General features: G+C 64.1%; 12 protein-coding genes. 2 read left to right on the forward strand and 10 right to left on the reverse strand.

Annotated elements, in window-relative coordinates:
• Positions 1-75: 75 nt before the first annotated feature.
• The 3 genes from JQ628_RS21830 to JQ628_RS21840 all read right to left on the reverse strand — a co-directional run bounded on the left by JQ628_RS21830 (position 76) and on the right by JQ628_RS21840 (position 3530).
• The gene (locus tag JQ628_RS21830; RefSeq protein WP_212225252.1) at positions 76-987 is read right to left on the reverse strand and encodes a DMT family transporter; all 912 of its coding nucleotides are present in this window, start codon (positions 985-987) and stop codon (positions 76-78) included.
• A 185-nt stretch (positions 988-1172) separates the two neighbouring features.
• On the reverse strand, positions 1173-2231 hold the full coding sequence (locus JQ628_RS21835) for a phosphotransferase family protein (protein ID WP_212225253.1): 1059 nt from the start codon (positions 2229-2231) through the stop codon (positions 1173-1175).
• Between the two features lie 63 nt (positions 2232-2294).
• Entirely contained in the window at positions 2295-3530 is a 1236-nt protein-coding gene (locus JQ628_RS21840; protein WP_212225254.1) for an acyl-CoA dehydrogenase family protein, read from the reverse strand.
• 175 nt (positions 3531-3705) lie between these two features.
• On the opposite strand from JQ628_RS21840, the gene JQ628_RS21845 reads away from it, so the two are divergent.
• Complete coding sequence (locus JQ628_RS21845; RefSeq protein WP_212225255.1) at positions 3706-4395, forward strand: TetR/AcrR family transcriptional regulator; 690 nt, start codon at positions 3706-3708, stop codon at positions 4393-4395.
• On the opposite strand, the gene JQ628_RS21850 is transcribed toward JQ628_RS21845, so the two are convergent.
• The 4 genes from JQ628_RS21850 to JQ628_RS21865 form a co-directional block, all read right to left on the reverse strand.
• Entirely contained in the window at positions 4392-4988 is a 597-nt protein-coding gene (locus tag JQ628_RS21850; protein ID WP_249128219.1) for a DUF4336 domain-containing protein, read from the reverse strand. The two genes, JQ628_RS21845 and JQ628_RS21850, sit on opposite strands and share 4 nt — an antisense overlap.
• A gap of 102 nt (positions 4989-5090) precedes the next feature.
• A complete protein-coding gene (locus tag JQ628_RS21855; protein WP_212225257.1) occupies positions 5091-6314 on the reverse strand; it encodes a CaiB/BaiF CoA transferase family protein in 1224 nt (407 codons plus the stop codon).
• 244 nt (positions 6315-6558) lie between these two features.
• Positions 6559-8904 (reverse strand): ABC transporter substrate-binding protein, encoded by a 2346-nt coding sequence (locus JQ628_RS21860; RefSeq protein WP_433996155.1) that lies wholly within the window; start codon positions 8902-8904, stop codon positions 6559-6561.
• A 192-nt stretch (positions 8905-9096) separates the two neighbouring features.
• Positions 9097-9795, reverse strand: coding sequence for an alpha/beta fold hydrolase (locus JQ628_RS21865; RefSeq protein WP_212225259.1), 699 nt, complete (start codon positions 9793-9795; stop codon positions 9097-9099).
• Positions 9796-9957: 162 nt separating this feature from the next.
• On the opposite strand from JQ628_RS21865, the gene JQ628_RS21870 reads away from it, so the two are divergent.
• Entirely contained in the window at positions 9958-10737 is a 780-nt protein-coding gene (locus JQ628_RS21870) for a winged helix-turn-helix transcriptional regulator (protein WP_212225261.1), read from the forward strand.
• Positions 10738-10740: 3 nt separating this feature from the next.
• On the opposite strand, the gene JQ628_RS21875 is transcribed toward JQ628_RS21870, so the two are convergent.
• The 3 genes from JQ628_RS21875 to JQ628_RS21885 form a co-directional block, all read right to left on the reverse strand.
• A complete protein-coding gene (locus tag JQ628_RS21875; RefSeq protein WP_212225262.1) occupies positions 10741-11946 on the reverse strand; it encodes a M20/M25/M40 family metallo-hydrolase in 1206 nt (401 codons plus the stop codon).
• Between the two features lie 95 nt (positions 11947-12041).
• Entirely contained in the window at positions 12042-12419 is a 378-nt protein-coding gene (locus JQ628_RS21880; RefSeq protein ID WP_212225263.1) for a YbaN family protein, read from the reverse strand.
• A 198-nt stretch (positions 12420-12617) separates the two neighbouring features.
• Positions 12618-16334 (reverse strand): Ig-like domain-containing protein, encoded by a 3717-nt coding sequence (locus tag JQ628_RS21885; RefSeq protein ID WP_212225264.1) that lies wholly within the window; start codon positions 16332-16334, stop codon positions 12618-12620.
• Positions 16335-16360: the final 26 nt, after the last annotated feature.

Genomic DNA, 16360 nt, shown 5'->3' on the forward strand with positions numbered 1-16360 from the left:
TGATCGGCCGAACGGCGCGGCGAAGCGGCTATGGGCAGGACAAAACAATTTGATCCTGATGTAGCGATCCCTTCGCTACACGCCTTCCGGCGGCGGGCCGGAGGCGCTGGCGGCGAGCTCGCGGTGGCGAACGCGCTCGCGGTAAAAAGCGTAGAGGCCGGACAGCACGATGATGCCTGCGCCCAGCAGCATGAAGGCATCCGGCCGGTCGCCGAAGGCGAGATAGCCGAGCAGCATCGCCCAGATCAGCGCGGTGTAGCGGAACGGGGCGACGGCGGAGATGTCGCCGGTGCGCAGCGCCGAGATGATGCATTGATAGCCGATCAGCAGCAGGACGGCGGCGACCGCGAGCAGTCCAACCGCGCGGCCGGACGGCGGCGTCCACCCGCCGAGCGGATACATGATGGCGGCCCCGCCGGCGCTGACCGTGAAGGTGGTCAGGAGCGCGATGAACAGCGAGGGGATTTCCGCAGGGATTTTGCGCGTCGCAAGATCGCGCACGGTGCAAAAGGCGACCGACGCGAGCGCCAGCAGCGAGAACTCGTTGAACCCCGCGGTGCCCGGCCGGACAATGACGAGCACGCCGATGAAGCCGAGTGCGATCGCCAGCCAGCGCCGCCAGCCGACGGGCTCGCCGAATATCAGCGCGGCGCCGAGCGTGATGACCAGCGGCAGCGCCTGGAAGATTGCCGCGGCGTTCGCCAGCGGCATGTGCGCGATCGCGGACAGGAAAGTCAGCGTGCCGCCGATCTCGCCGATGACGCGTATGCCGACCGGCCTGATGAACAGCGTATTTAGGGGACGCAGCGCGCCGCGCCAGGCGGCGAACGCCGCGATCAGCACCATCGCGAACAGGCCGCGCACCACGATGATCTCGCCGATGTTGAGCTCCGACGACACCGACTTGGTGATGGTGTCGTTCAGCGTGAAGGCCGCCATGGCTGCGGCCATCAGCAGGCTGCCGCGAATGTTGGGGGAAAGGGGCAAGTGAAATTTCCGGCGATCGTCGTGTGGGCAAATCGCTGCACACCCACCGCATGTCATCGCCCGCGAAAGCGGGCGATCCAGTATTCCAGAGACGCCGATGATAGAGCCGAGAAGCCGCGGCGTACTGGGTCCCCCGCCTTCGCGGGGGACGACGAGTTATTGTTGCAGAAACAGCGTTGCCCGCATCACACCGCGCCGGCCTTTTGCGCGTATTCCCATGAAGCCTGCGACAGCGGCACGGTGCGTTTGGCCGACTCGATGGCCTTGGCGTTGGCGGCGGTGCCGTCGCGGATGCGGCCGGCGATGCCCTGCGTGATGCCGGCAAGGCGGAACAGGTTGTAGGAGAAGTACCAGTTGAGGTCGGGCACGGCCATGCCGGTGAAGTCGCAGTAGATTTTTGCCGCCTCTTCCTGGCTCGGGATGTTCAATGCCTTGAGGTCGGTATTGGCGAGACCGGGCATGGTCCACTGCATCAGCAGATAGGTGAAGTCGGCCATGGGATCGCCGAGCGTCGACAGTTCCCAATCCAGCACCGCGAGCACGCGCGGCTCGGTCGGATGGAAGATCATGTTGTCGAGCCGGTAGTCGCCGTGAACGATCGAGATGCGTTCCTGCGCCGGCACCGTCTTCGGCAGCCATTCGGCGAGCTTGTCGAATTCCGGGATGTGCTGGGTCTCGGAGGCGCGGTACTGCTTGGTCCAGCGGTCGATCTGGCGTGCAAAGTAATTGCCGGGCTTGCCGAAGTCGCCGAGGCCGATCTGTTCAGGATTGAACATGTGAAGCTTCGCCAGCGTCTCGATCTTGCTGGCGAAGATTTTTCGCCGCGCATCCGGCTGCTGGCTCGGCAGCGTCGGATCCCAGAACACCCGGCCCTCTTCCATCGACATGATGTAGAAGGCCGAGCCGATCACGGCATCGTCCATGCAGAGCGCATAGGCGCGTGCGACCGGAAAATCCTGCTTGCCGAGCGCGGAGATGACGCGGAACTCGCGATCGACCGCATGCGCCGACGGCAGCAATTTGCCGAACGGGCGGCGGCGCATCACATAGGAGCGCTTTGGCGTGTTGAGCCGGTAGGTCGGATTGGACTGGCCGCCCTTGAATTGCAGGACGGTCAGCGGGCCTTCATAGCCCTCGACATTTTCCGACATCCATTTGGCGAGGTTGGCCTCGTTGACGCGGTGGCGTTCCTCGACTTCTCGTGTGCCGGAAAATTCCTCGTCTTTCCTGACGCCGTCGTTCACGCTGACGCTCCCTGAAAGTTTCTTCTAGGTTTTTAGGGAGCGCCGCGTGACGTGGCGTTCCCTTTAGTGCTGCGGAGCGTTTTGATACTTCCGAAGTTCAAGTCTGGCAATGGCGCGGTTATGCACCTCGTCCGGGCCGTCCGCCAGCCGCAGCGTGCGGATACCGGCATAGGCCTTGGCGAGCCCGGCATCGTCGGAGACGCCGCCGCCGCCAAAGGCCTGGATCGCCTGGTCGATGATCTTCAGCGCCATGTTCGGCCCCGCCACCTTGATCATGGCGATTTCAAGCTGCGCGGTCTTGTTGCCGACCTTGTCCATCATATCGGCGGCCTTGAGGCAGAGCAGGCGGTTCATTTCGATATCGGTGCGGGCCTCGGCGATACGCTGTTCCCAGACCGAATATTCGATGATCTTCTTGCCAAAGGCGGTGCGCGACATCAGCCGCTTGACCATCTTCTCCAGCGCTTCCTCGGCAACACCAATGGTGCGCATGCAGTGATGGATGCGGCCGGGGCCGAGGCGGCCCTGCGCGATCTCAAAGCCCCTGCCCTCGCCGAGCAGGATGTTTTCCTTGGGAACGCGGACGTTCTCGAGCAGCACTTGCGCGTGGCCGTGCGGCGCATCGTCGAAGCCGAACACGGGGAGCATCTTTTCGACCGTGATGCCGGGCGTGTCGAGCGGAACGAGAATTTGCGACTGCTGCTGGTGGCGCGCGGCGGAAGGATCGGTCTTGCCCATCAGGATCGCGATCTTGCAGCGGGGATCGCCGACGCCGGACGACCACCATTTGCGGCCGTTGATGACGTAATGGTCGCCGTCCTTCTCGATGCGGGTCTCGATGTTGGTGGCATCGGAGGAAGCGACCGCCGGCTCCGTCATCAGGAAGGCGGAACGGATCTCGCCGTCCATCAGCGGACGCAGCCATTTGCGCTTCTGCTCTTTCGTCGCATAGCGCATGAACACTTCCATGTTGCCGGTGTCGGGCGCCGAGCAGTTGAACACTTCGGAAGCAAAGTTGATGCGGCCCATTTCCTCGGCGAGCGGCGCGTATTCGAGGTTGGTCAATCCCGCGCCGCGGAATTCGTCATCTTCATGCGAATTCGGCGGCATGAACATGTTCCAGAGGCCTTCGGCCTTCGCCTTCTTCTTGAGATCCTCGAGGACCGGGATGACCTTCCAGCGCGGGCCTTCGGCGTCCTGCTGCTTGTAGATGGGCACAGCGGGCCGGACATGTTTGGTCATGAACGACTGAACGCGGTTCAGCCAGTCCTTCTGCCGGTCGGTCATCGTGAAATCCATCGGACGCTCCTCGCCTGGTGCTTTTTGAATGCGGCGGCCGGCACTGTCCGCCCGCGGCCGCATCATCGCAAGGTCATCTTGCGTTTAGACGCCGCGACGGATTGACATTTCCGACCCTTCAAACGATAGTTTCATACATATGTTTGAAAAGCAACTCCCGGAGCGGGGGTAACTCATGGCCAGCGATCAGACCCGATCTGCAATTCTCGCCGCCGCCGAACGGCTCTATGCCGACCGCGGCTTCGGCGATGTGACGCTACGCGACATCGTCGCGGAGGCGAATGTCAACCTTGCAGCAGTGAACTACCACTTCGGCTCGAAGGACGAATTGATCGCCGAACTGTTCGTCACGCGCAGCATCGCCGGAAACCGCGAGCGCCTCGCCGAACTGCGGGCCGCGGAAGAAGCCGGCGGCGGCAGAGCCAGCATCGATGCGATCTTCCGCGCGCTGGTGGGCCCGCCCCTGCGCGGCTGCCTCGGCCGCGACCGCGAGAGCTCGGCGGCGGCGCGCTTCATGATCCGCGCCTCCATTGAAACGGTGCCGCCGATCCGCCGCATCCGCAATCGCGAGATCGACCACCTGCGAAAATTCGCCGCCGCGATGCGCCGCGCCCTGCCGGGCTATGACGAAGCCGAACTCTATTGGGGCCTGCACTTCGCGCTGGCGATGAGCCACCACACCATCCGCGAAAAGGAACGGCTGACAAAATTGTCGGAAGGCAAATGCGACCTCGGCGATGTGCAGGCGATCATCGAGCGCGTCGTCTCGGTGTCGGTGATGGCGCTGACGGGCGGCGAGGCAAAGAGCAAACCGCCGGCGCGGCCGGCGGCGCTGCACGGGCGGCTGACGCGGCAGGATCTTTAGGTTAGCCATGCGAACGCGCGGCGCAGGAACGCCGTGGCATCCCCTTCGACCGGTGTTCCGTGGGCCATCACTACCCTTTCGGCGGGCCAGGCGAGAACGCGCCGTAGGGATTTTCGTGCCGCGCGGCGATTGACGAACGCGACGCGAAATTTGCGCGGCACCGATGGCTCCGGGCCGACCATGAGGTCCAGCCTCGCGACAGCCGCCCGCCAGCCTGACAGCGTGTCAGGCGGGATCTGCTGCAACAGGTCGGTGAAGAGGATGGTCCCGCTCCTTGCGTGAAAGAACACCGCTTCGGTCGTGATCAGGTTGCCGTGCATCAGGACATGATCGATGTCTCCGGCCCAGTCCGGGTTCGGCGCATCTGTCAGGTCAGCGTCGAAGGCGATGTCGCTGCGCTTCTTTCGCAGCCCCGGCGGCGCATGGAGCCTGGCGGCAGGATAGGCGCGCTGCCATTCGCCGAGAAACAGGTGATGGAGCGAATTGGGCGCAACGATGTGCCGCACGCGACCGATGGCATCCACTTCCGAGCGCAGGCGATCGGTGAGCTGGATCGGCGACCAGACGAAGAGCCCCCCGTCCGGCAACCTCATGACGGCCATCCGGGTCGGATAGTGAAATCCGGCCACTGCGACGCCGGAGCCATCCGCAATCCAGATATCGCGACCGAACTCCCTCAACGCCGCTGGTCCCGTTCAGACGATCTTCCGCTCCTTCAGCGCCGCCAGCTTCGCCTCGTCATAGCCGATGCCCGCCAGCACTTCCCTGGTGTCGGCGCCGAGCAGCGGCGGCGCGCGGTATTCCTTCACGGGCGTGCCGGAGAAGGTGATGGCGTTGCGGATCAGCGACAGCTCGGGCTCGAACGGATGGCTCGTCTTCACCCGCATGCCGCGCGACTGCACGTGCGGATCGTTGAATATCTGTTCAAAACTGTTGATCGGCCCGGAGGGCACGCCGGCCTTTTCCAGCTCGTCCAGCCAGTAGGCCATCGGCTTCTTCAGGAACAGGCCGGCAAAGATCGCCATGATCTCCTTGCCATGCACGACGCGGTCGTTGTTCTTGAGGAAGCGCGGGTCGCTGGCGAGCTCGGGCTGGCCGAGCACGGCGCAGGTGCGCGCGAACTGGCCGTCATTGCCGACCACCAGCATCAACTCGCCGTCGGTACAGCGGAACACGCCCGCGGGCATGCCGCCATTGCCCCAGGTGCCGCGGCGCGGCGGGGTGACGCCGTTGACGAGGTAGATCTGGAGCCAATGCGACAGCGAGGCGATTACGGTATCGAGCAGGCAGACGTCGACATGCTGCCCTTCCCCGGTGTTCTTGCGGTGATAGAGCGCGGCCAAAATGCCGATCGAGGAATTCATGCCGGTCATGTAATCGACGATGGAGGGGCCGACCTTCATCGGCCCTGCACCGGGCTCGCCGTCGAGATGGCCGGTGACGCTCATCAGGCCGCCCATCGCCTGTAGGATCGCATCATAGCCGGCGCGCGGCGCGTAGGGTCCGGTCTGGCCGAAGCCGGTGACGGAGCAATAGATGATGGAAGGGTTGATCGCCTTGATCGATTCATAGTCGAGGCGATAGCGCTTGAGGTCGCCGACTTTATAATTCTCCATCATCACGTCGCAGGTTTTCGCCAGCTCGCGGACGATGTCCTGGCCCTCTTCGGAGGCGATGTTGACGGTGACGGATTTCTTGTTGCGGTTGGCGCAGAGATAGAACGAGTTGTTGTTGTTCGCCTTGCCTTCGGGGTCCTTGAGGTAGGGCGGGCCGAAGGCGCGCGCATCGTCGCCGCCGCCGGGGCGCTCGATCTTGATCACCTCGGCGCCGAGATCGGCCAGCATCTGCGCCGACAAGGGCCCTGCGAGCACCCGCGTCAGGTCAAGGATTTTGATGCCCGAAAGTGGCAGAGCCGACATGAAGCATTCCTCCGGAGGATTCTTGGGTTTTTCGGCGCGGGAACTTTCCGCGCCGTTCCGGAGGAAGCGAATATACTATTTTTGCGAGGCGAGCACTGCACCTGCGGCATGAAGCCATACACGGCTTGCTGCCCGGCGATCACCTAGAGCAGGATGACTTTTCTTCGAATCGTCATCCCGCTCTATCTTTTTGTTTGAGCATGATCTTTTCGGAAAACCGGTGTCCACTTTTCCGGATCATGCTCTAACGGCTGGCCTTGGCGCGTTTGGCGCGCCACTCCAGGAATTCGCGATAGAGCGCCTCGTTATTCCGCGCCGGATCGGCCTGAGGTACGGCGCCCGATGCGGCCGACACCGCCGCCGATGGCGGCATGTTGCGGTCGAGCCAATCCTGCGCCGCCTTGAAGCGGGTCCATCCGGCCACCGGCGCGCGCGGCGTGAACTCTTTCCACTTCGGATGGAATGGCGGCCGCTGCAATTGCGAAATGCCGGTGAAGAGCTGATCGACCAGCAGCGACAGGCGGCGATGGCGGTCGGTGTTGGGCGCCCAGTTATAGGACGCCAGCACCGCCTCGGCCGCGATCGTATCGACATAGCCGCCCTCCGGCACGAGGTTCGGATAATCAGCCGCGGAGATCTTGGACGGCAGATATTCCTCATGCAGGGATTTGGCGTAGTCGACCGGCACCAGATGCAGGTTGCGGTCGGTGAGTTGGCTCAGCCATGTCAGCGGCTTGCCTTCGATCGTCACGATCGCGTCGACCTCGCCCTTGCGCAGCATGTCCAGCGCAAGGCGCGGCTCGACATAGAGCAGATGCGGCCGGATCGAGAGGCGTTCGAACACGTTGATCGCGGTCACGAAGGTGGAGCTATCAGGCAGATCGACCACCACGGTCTTGCCGTCGAGGTCCTTCATGCTGGCGATCGAGCGCGGGGCCAGCACGTGCATTTCCTCGTTGAACAGTTTTGCCATATAGACGAACTGGTTGCGGATGTCGTTGGCAAAGTCCTTGCGCTCGAGAAAGGCCAGCGTGTCCTTGCGCACGATGCCAGCATCGATCCCGCGCAGCAGCAGGATGTCGGCCACCGCCTGCACCGACCCGCGGCCCATCACCGGCAGCACGCGCAGGCTGGTGCCGCTGTCGAGCACGGAGGCAAGATCGGCGCCCATCTGCGCATAGGTGCTGCCGAACGAGCCGGTCACGATGCTCACGGTATTGGCGTTGGCCTGGTTGGCGAGATCGCGCTTGGCGGTGCCGTAGCGGAAGATCGTCTTGAAGGATTCGCTGACGCTGCCGGCATCGACGCCGCTGCGCACCGGTCCGACCGGCTCCCACCGTCCGCCGGCAAAACGCGTCACCTGCATCTGCTCGAGCGGCGCATGATCGCTCGGGCTGGTGTTGATGCTGATGCCGGGCAGCAGCATCGGGACCTGTAGGCCTTTCAGCGAGGCCGCCTGCCGCATCACGTTTTCGCGCGACAGGTCGTCACCGCTTCGCTTCAACACCTCGACCATGGTCTGCGCCGTGATGTAACCGTAGATGGTCAGCGCATTGGCTTTGTTTGCGCCCGGCGCGTAGCGCTCGAGGAACGCGCTGAATTCGCGATAACCGGGATCGCTGGCCACCGCCGGATCGTCGGCCTCCATCGTGTAGCCCGTCGACAGCACGCCTTCCGCCATCGGCAGGCCCGCCGGCGGCAGCACCGCCGACAGCGACCTCGACACCGAGGAGATGATGTGAACCGGCTTCCAGCCGATTTCGGCCGTGCGTTTGATCGCCATCGCGGCAAATTTCGGCGTGACGACGTCGAAGAAGATGTCGGCGCCGGACGCCCTGAGCTTGGCGATCTGCGCATCGATCGACGTGTCGGAGACCTTGTAGGGCACTTCCGCCACCACCGGGATCTTGCCGCCCAGCCCGTCCTTCAGGCCCTTGACCGAGTCCCTGCCGAAGGCGTCGTCCTGGTAAAGGATCGCGATCTTGCCGCGCGGATGGTTCTCCAGCAGATATTCCGCGTAGATGTGGCTTTCGGTCTGGTAGCTCGGCTGAAAGCCCGTGGTCCACGGGAACTCGCGCGGCTTGTCCCACATGGTCGCGCCGGACGCGATGAAGAGCTGCGGCACCTTGCTCGCGTTCAGATAGGGCTGCACCGCCGCCATCGTGTCGGTGCCAAGACCCGCGAAGGTCAAAAGGACCTTGTCCTCCTCGACGAGCTTTTTGGTCAGCTCTAGCGTCTTCGCCGGATTGTACCCGTCATCATACGAGATGAACCTGATCCTGCGGCCGTTGATGCCGCCCTCGCCGTTGACCTTGTCGAAATAGCCCGAGATGACCTTGCCGATGATGCCATAGGCGGCGGCCGGGCCGCTGTAGGGCATGGTGTTGCCGATCCGGATTTCATCGTCGGCCGGGCCTGCCGCGAACGCCCGTTCCGCGGCGAGCGGCCCCGCCATCGCGGCAAGCGCCAGCGCCGCGGCGTGGCGTCTCGCCGTGCGAAGCCAGTTGATGGCGTGAGTGATCTGGGCGTGAAGGACTTGAGGCTGGAGCCATAGCTCCGCACCCCGATCGAGATCGGCGACGACCCGCATTGCACGTTCCCCCGGGCATGTTTCTTTTTCTGGAACCGGTTGTTTTTGAAACCAGCTAAACGCAGGGGTAGCGTTGCAATGCTACTCGCCGACATTGTGTCTCAGTCGGACTGATTTTGTGTCGAGGCTTGGCCTTTCGCGTGCGAGGGGAACTGAATCGCTGTCCCCCCGGCGATGGCAACCGCCGGCTTGCTATGCCCGCTCCAGCAGCAAGGCCGTGAGTTCCCTGGGCATGTCGAGCATCACGTCATGCCCGCATGCAAGCTCCGCCTGCCACCAGCCGCGCTCCGCCGCCGTGGCGTAGAACTGACCGAAAGACCCCTCGTAGCCCCGCGCCAGAATGTATCCAATGGACGAAATTTCGTCACAGGCGCCGCTGATCCGTGCCGGTGTCTCACAGGTGGACAACGGGTGCATCGTGCACTGAAGGTCAACCCAGGCGGCATCCACCTGGTTGACGGCGAAGACCGATGCCGGGATCGGCGGAATCTTCCAGCCCTCGCCGTGGGCTGCGGCCAGTTCGCGCAGGCCCTTGCCGCCGTCGGGCAGGTAGTCAATGAGGGCCTTGCCGTTTTCGGGAACGAAGGCGTCGAGATAAATGAGCGAGCGGATGCGGTCCGGCATCCGGTCAGCGACGTGGCGAACGACGACACCGCCGTAGGAGTGTCCGACCAGGACGATGTCGCGCAGGTCCTCCCACATCATGAGATTGGTCACGTCGGCGACATGGGTGTCGAGGCCGACGTCGCGGCTCAGGAGATGGCTGCGCTCGCCGACCCCGGTCAGGGTCGGCGTGAACACCCGGTGCGAATCCGCCGCCAGCAGGCGACGGACGCGGTCCCAGCACCAGCTACCGTGCCACGCGCCATGGATCAGGACGTAATCGGTCATTGCAAAATACTCCTTGCGATCTCATCGCCATGACTGGAGGCGAGCTGAAAGTGAAGGCAACGATGCTCCATCGCTGCGCCGCCGACATGTGGGGGAGCACCTGATACGGCCAAGTCTGTTTTTCAGACTGGCAATTTTGGCCGCGCTCACTAGATCGCACGCATGTCAGCAAGCTATGGCCAGTTCTGCCCGGTCGCGAAGGCGGCGGAGATCTTTGCCACCCGTTGGACACCGCTCATCGTGCGCGAGGTGATGACGGGCGGGCACACCTTCAACGACATCCATCGCGGCCTGCCGCTGATTTCCCGTGCGGTGCTGGTCGCGCGGCTGCGCGAGCTCGAGGACCATGGTGTGATTGAACGCCGGCCGCGTGCCGGCGCAGCCGGTCACGAATACTGGCTCACGCCGATGGGCGAAGGTCTGCGCCCGGTCATGAACGCGCTCGGCCAGTGGGGAGTGACTTACACCCACGACCGCATCACGCGCGCCGATCTCGATCCGGCCCTGCTCATCTGGGGATTACGCAAGCGGATCGATCCGGGCGCGCTGCCGGATCGCCGCATCGTGCTGCGTTTCGAATTCTCGGGCGTGCCGGCGAGCCGCACGAAGTTTCGCATCATGTGGCTGATCCTCGGCCGGTCCGGCTGCGACGTCTGCATGAAGGATCCGGGATTCGCCGTCGATCTTACGCTGCGCGGCAATATCGGCGATTGCGTCGAAGTCTATCTCGGCCACGCCAGATGGCGCGACGTGGCCGGCACGGCGCTGAAGCTCGATGGCGACATGCAGATTGCGCGAGCGCTTCCTGTCTGGCTGCAATTTGAAACGCCAGGTCGCGTGAACGCCCCCGCTCCCCACCCTTCGGCAGGAAGTCACCGGCCGTCGCGGCGTCGCTCGTCCAGCCGAATGGATCCTGTTGCAGCAGGCTCGACGGTCCGGTGATGCTCAACGCATCGTCGCGAGTTGCACGGCGAGTGCGCATGCCCGGTCATATTCGTCGAGATTGATCCACTCGTCGATCGTGTGCGGCTCGTTCTGTCCCGCGCCGAAGGTCACGGTCGGCACGCCATGGCGGACCATCCAGTTCGCATCGAGCCCGCCATTGGCGGCGCGGATATTTGGCGTGGCGCCGATCTCGGAGACGGCCGCCATCGCGCGCTTGACCACCGGCAGATTCTCCTTCATGCGGAACGGATAATAGTCGGTCTCGGCCTTGAACTTGACGCGGCCCGATTTGCCGTCAGCATTCTTGACGGTTTTCGCCGCCTTCTCGAACGCGGCCTTGTAGGCCTTGGTGATCTCCTTGAAGAATTTGCCGTCATGGCTGCGGCTTTCGCCGCGCACATGCACGTAATCGGTGACGACATTGGTGGCATCGCCGGCGGGACGGCCCTCGCCGCCGGTGACGGGGCCGACATTGCTGGTGCCTTGCTTCGCGTTCTTGCCCTTGCCCTTCACGACCTTGCCGAACCAACCGCCGGCCTTCACCTCCGCGAGTGCGAGCGCCAGGATCATGGTCGAGGAGATGCCCCGCTCGGGCGCCACGCCGGCATGCGAGGCGCGGCCAAAAATCTCGACCTGCCAGCGGTCCGCGCCGACGGCACCGATCGTGACGTTGGAAGCTGAGCCGCCGTCATAGTTGAAGGCCATCACGGGCGAGCCGAGCTCGGCCATCTTCACATGCCGCGCGCCATACAGCCCGCTCTCCTCGCGCACGCAGAACAAAAGCGTGATCGGCGGATGGTCGAGATTTTGCTTTTCAAGCTCGGCCGCCAGCGTGACCAGCACGCCGCAGCCGCAGCGGTTGTCGCCGCCGAGCGCGGTCTTGGCCTCATTGACGATCTTCCGCCCGGAAAGCTTTGGCTTGGCGCCGGCGCACAGCGGCACCGTGTCCATGTGGGTCATGAACATGATCCGCGGCTGGTTGTGCATCGCGCCGCGGCCCGGCAGATCGACGATGAGGTTGCCGGTCTCGGTCGGTACCGGAATGCGCGTATTGGCATCATCGAGCCGGATCGCCTCATCAGGCACGCCCACTTCCCGCAGCGCCGCGCTGATGTCGCGCCCGATCGCCGCCTCCTTTCCAGTCACGCCCTCGACGGCGAGGAAGCGCATGAGGCGGTCGGTGGCGGCTTTGACGTCGACGGGCATGGCGAATTTCCTGATGAGGCTGGCGGGGGGGGCTCGTGAGCATCGTTCGAGATGCGACGCTTCGCAAGGCCTTCAACGTGGAGGCAGACCCTCGGCTAGATCGACGTGTCCTGACCCGCTTCCCCCGGACGCGACACGACGTAAGCAGCGCAGGCCAGAAATCCCGCCGCGACGGCCAAGGCAAACGGCAGCGACGGCTCGACGCTGTAGCAGAACACCGTGAACCCCATCGCCATGCCGGCACAGGCGAATATCTTGGCCGAGCGCGGAATTGCACCGGCTGCGCGCCAATTCCGCAACGGCTCGCCCAATGTCGGGTGATTGAGCAGCCAGGCTTCGAAGCGCGGCGAGGAGCGCGCAAAGCACCAGGCCGCCACGATCAGGAAAACCGCGCCCGGCATCATCGGCATGATGAGGCCGATCACGCCGAGGGCGACAAACACCCAGCCGAGGGCGAGATAGACGATGCGCATCAGGGATCGCTCAGCTCCGTAGCGGGAGCTGACTTGATAGGTCGATTCCCGCCGGGTGCAAACGGCTGCCGCACGAATTTGACTCGCCGATCGGTAGCTCGCTGCCGCCGGTCGGCCTCGCCTGTTGGACGGGCGCGGCCGGCAATTTCAAGCAGGTCTCCGGTCAAAGCAGATGAAAGTCAGGCTGCGGGGGTTAAATCAGGCGATGATGTGCCAATTGTTCGGTATCACGCCCAGCGAGGTGGCCTGGGCGATGGCGTCATTATTCATCTCCCACATCTGCGCGAGGCCGGAGTCGTGGCGCAAGACGATATCGCTCGTGTGGTCGCCGTTGTAGTCGCCGATGCCGGCGATCTTCCAGTCGTTCGGGATCAGGCCGAGCCAGGGGGTGCTCTGGACATTGCCGTTATTGATATCCCAAATCTGCGCGACGCCGGAGTCGTGGCGCCACAGGATATCGCTCGTGTTGTCGCCGTTGAAATCGCCGATGCCGGCGACCTGCCAGGTGGTCGGGATCGAGCCGAGATCATGGCTGTTGAGGATATTGCCGCCATCCATGTCCCAGATCTGCGCGAAGCCGGAATCATGACGCCACAACAGGTCCGTCTTGCCGTCGCCATTGAAGTCTCCGGTGCCGGCGAGTTGCCAGGCGGCCGGGATCACCCCGAGCGTATCAGCTCCCACAAAGTGACTGTTGCTCATGCTCCACGTCTGGACGGTGCCATTGTCGTGACGCCATAGCAGATCCGTCGTGCCGTCACCGTTGAAGTCACCGGTGTCCAGGATATGCCAGGCAGTCGGAATCGCGCCGAGCGCGCTAGCATTGGTGATGGTGCCGTTGTCCATGTTCCATATCTGGGTTCCGCTGGGATCGTTGCGCCAGATCAAGTCCGCCTTGCCGTCACTGCGGAAGTCGCCAGTGCCGGCGAAGTTCCAGGTGGGATTCAACCCGCCGAGCGTGTTGGCCTGCAGAATGGTGGGGCCGTCCATGTCCCAGATCTGCGCGAGGCCGGAATCGTGACGCCAGACGATGTCGCTCATGCCGTCGCCGTTGAAGTCATGCGACGCGCGCGGCCTGACCGTGATCGAAACAGTATCGACATCGCTCAGTGGACCACCGGTACCGGTGCCGCCGTCATCGGTCGTGACCGTCAGGGTGTCGGGTCCGGCGTAACCGACCGCGCCGTGATAGGTGACGTGGGTCGCATTCGCGAGCGTGGCATTGATCTCGGCCATCGTGCCGGTGAGAGTCACCGTGCCGGTGCCGCTGCCGGAAACAGCGGCGTAGCCGGCGGCAACCGTCAGCGTGCCATGATCGACATGCAGGATCGTCGTCAGCGACGTCGCATCGACGTCGCTGACGGACAATCCCGAGATCACGAAGTTGGCGTTGCCGGGCGTCGTCAACGGCCCCGCGGGCACCGTGTTCACCGGCGCATCGTTGACGGCATTCACGGTCAGCGTCACGGTCGCCGTGTTGCTGTCGTCCGTGCCGTCATTGGCCTTGAAAGTGAAGCTGTCGCCGCCGTTGTAGTTGGCATCCGGCGTATAGGTGTAGCTGCCGTCCGGATTGACCACGACAGTGCCGTGGGCCGCGTCCGCCACCAGGGCATAGGTCAGGTTGCTGCCGGCATCCGCGTCCGTTGCCACCAGCTGGCCAATGATATCGGTATCTTCGCTGCCCGTTCCGGTCCCGGCCTGAGCTACCGGCGTTTCGTTGGAGATTCCGTTGATGGTGACCGCGATATCGCGCTCGACCAGCCCACCGTTGGCGTCGGCAATCGTGACGCGAAAGTGCTCGACGCGAGTAGCGCCGGGGGCGAGGAATGCAATGTCAGCGTTGTCGACGGTGTAAAGCCAGTTGATCGCACCTCCCGTCCCGTCACCGGTGGTGTCGCTGTGCACTGTGGCAGTGAATGTGCCGATCGCGCCCGGCGTTAGCGGCGTGACCGTGACGGTGTGCGCGTCGGCGGCGTCGGAATCCGAGAAGCCGAACGAGCCGGCGGTCGCGAGCAACCCCGTGCCGCCCTGCAATTCGGTTACCTGTCCGGGGGCCGTCCAATGTGCGTCGAGCGAGAAGCCGAGCGTCGCTGCCGCGACTGCTTGCAGCGCCGCGGCCTCTGCCGGCGTGATGCCGAGATCGGTCGCGGCGTGCTCGGCGGCGCCGAGCGCGCGGGGATCGAGACCCGTGAGCGTTCCGAACAAGGTGAGCGCGCTGAGATAGGAGCCGTATTTGCTGGCATGCAAATTGTCGTCCCACCACAGGTCGACCTTGCCGTCGGCGCCAGCGTCGGGCGCATAGGGATCGCGGGTCGCCGTGCCGTTTTGAACGGCCGCCAGGAAAGCTGCGCCAACCGGAGCCACACCCGCGAAGATCGGATTTGCCGCGGCAAGGCCCTCGTAGGCGGCACGCAGGTCCGCTGTCATGTCCTCGAGCGAGGCGTAGTACTCGGGCGCCGTTGTCGCCGTCGTCGTGACGGCCCCCGTCGCGTCGTCGGTGCTCGCGACATGCGCACCCGCGACCATGTTCGGCCGCGCCCAGGTCTCGTACAGGTAGACGTCGGTTGCGGCGTTGGCGTTCGGGTTGACCGGAATGCCACCGTCGGCCGCGCCCGTGGTTGCGTACTCGGCAAGCTTCACGGCGTAGGTCTTGAAGGACTGGAGGTTCGGATCGGCTGCCCCTGATGTCGAGAAGCTGTCTGCGCCTGTTACGGTGAAGTCGCCGCCCGGCAGCGTTGCCGTTCCCGATACGTTGAAATTGACGGTCAAAGGATCGGCGTTCGAGCCCGTCCGTGTGAACTCGTAGACCAGATTGCCGGAGCCGTCCTCGTAGACGGCTGACGCAGCGAGGCTGACCGAGATGTTCGGCAGCGAGGTATCGGTGCCGGCCGCGAAGTCGTCATTCAGGATGGTGACGTAGACGGCGCCCTGCGTGCCGACATTGTAGGCGGCGTTCGAGCTGAGCGTGAGGCGGATCGATTCATCGTTCTCCACCGTGGCGTCCGGCCTCGGATCGAGCGTGAAGGTCACGCTCGTGGCGCCGGCCGGAATGGTGACGGTGCCGGTGTTGCTCGTGAAACTCATGCTGCCGGTCGCTGCCTGGCCGGTGTCGGCCTGGAAGCTGCTCGTAAACTGACTGACGTTGTTCTCGAAGTCGCCCGTGCCGATGGCAACCGAGGGCGCTGTCGACCCATCACGGAAGGCAGTGAAATTCACCGTCAGTGCCGAGGTCGTCGCTCCCGTGCGGGTGAAAGTGTAGACGAGCTTCTGCGTTCCGTCCTCCAGCACCGCACCGGGCGAGGCGACGAGCGTGACCGTCGGGAGATTGGGATCGACGACGGGGCCGCTCGGGTCGTCGTTCAAAATGGTGCCGGTGATGACGCCCGCGCTGGTGCGATAGGCGGAGTTGGCAGTGACCTGAATGCCGACCGTCTCGTCGGTTTCGACCGTCGCGTCGGCCGTCGGATGGACGGTCAGCGTCGCCGTCGAGGAACCTGCCGCGAAGGTGATGGAGCCGGAACCCGAGGGCAGCGCCTGCGTGCTGTTGTCCTGTAGCACGACGACATCCCAGGACTGGCTCGCGACGTTGCCGCGCAAGTCCCAACCGGCAGGATTGCTATTGAGGTATTGGCCCTGCAACGTTGCGGCGTTGCGGGCCGAGATGGCGACGTCGAGCTCGAGGCCCGCCTGATGGGCGAAGGCCTCGAAGATGCCGGGAACGCCGCCCCAGGGATGCGGTTCGTACGGGTTGGAGCCGGTGGTGTTTTCGAAGGTGGTGCCGGGCACCGGCGCCGTCAGGTCCCTTACGTTGTCGGTGTTGTAGCTCATGACCGGATCGACGCGGCCGAACGTGAAGCTGTTGCCCACGAAGAGAATTGAGCCGCCGGAATCGAGCTGGATCGAGCTGTCAGCCATCTAAGTCCTCCCTGAACGCCACGCGC

It is taken from the genome of Bradyrhizobium lablabi (assembly GCF_018129385.1).
GTDB classification, from domain to species: Bacteria; Pseudomonadota; Alphaproteobacteria; order Rhizobiales; family Xanthobacteraceae; genus Bradyrhizobium; species Bradyrhizobium lablabi_C.

Excerpts from the sequence above, each read along its gene's own strand:
- JQ628_RS21880 (WP_212225263.1), bottom strand. The coding sequence starts at position 12,419 with ATGCGCATCGTCTATCTCGCCCTCGGCTGGGTGTTTGTCGCCCTCGGC.
- JQ628_RS21860 (WP_433996155.1), bottom strand. The coding sequence starts at position 8,904 with ATGCGGGTCGTCGCCGATCTCGATCGGGGTGCGGAGCTATGGCTCCAG.
- JQ628_RS21840 (WP_212225254.1), bottom strand. The coding sequence starts at position 3,530 with ATGGATTTCACGATGACCGACCGGCAGAAGGACTGGCTGAACCGCGTT.
- JQ628_RS21865 (WP_212225259.1), bottom strand. The coding sequence starts at position 9,795 with ATGACCGATTACGTCCTGATCCATGGCGCGTGGCACGGTAGCTGGTGC.
- JQ628_RS21885 (WP_212225264.1), bottom strand. The coding sequence starts at position 16,334 with ATGGCTGACAGCTCGATCCAGCTCGATTCCGGCGGCTCAATTCTCTTC.
- JQ628_RS21850 (WP_249128219.1), bottom strand. The coding sequence starts at position 4,988 with ATGAGGTTGCCGGACGGGGGGCTCTTCGTCTGGTCGCCGATCCAGCTC.
- JQ628_RS21855 (WP_212225257.1), bottom strand. The coding sequence starts at position 6,314 with ATGTCGGCTCTGCCACTTTCGGGCATCAAAATCCTTGACCTGACGCGG.
- JQ628_RS21875 (WP_212225262.1), bottom strand. The coding sequence starts at position 11,946 with ATGCCCGTCGACGTCAAAGCCGCCACCGACCGCCTCATGCGCTTCCTC.
- JQ628_RS21845 (WP_212225255.1), top strand. The coding sequence starts at position 3,706 with ATGGCCAGCGATCAGACCCGATCTGCAATTCTCGCCGCCGCCGAACGG.
- JQ628_RS21870 (WP_212225261.1), top strand. The coding sequence starts at position 9,958 with ATGTCAGCAAGCTATGGCCAGTTCTGCCCGGTCGCGAAGGCGGCGGAG.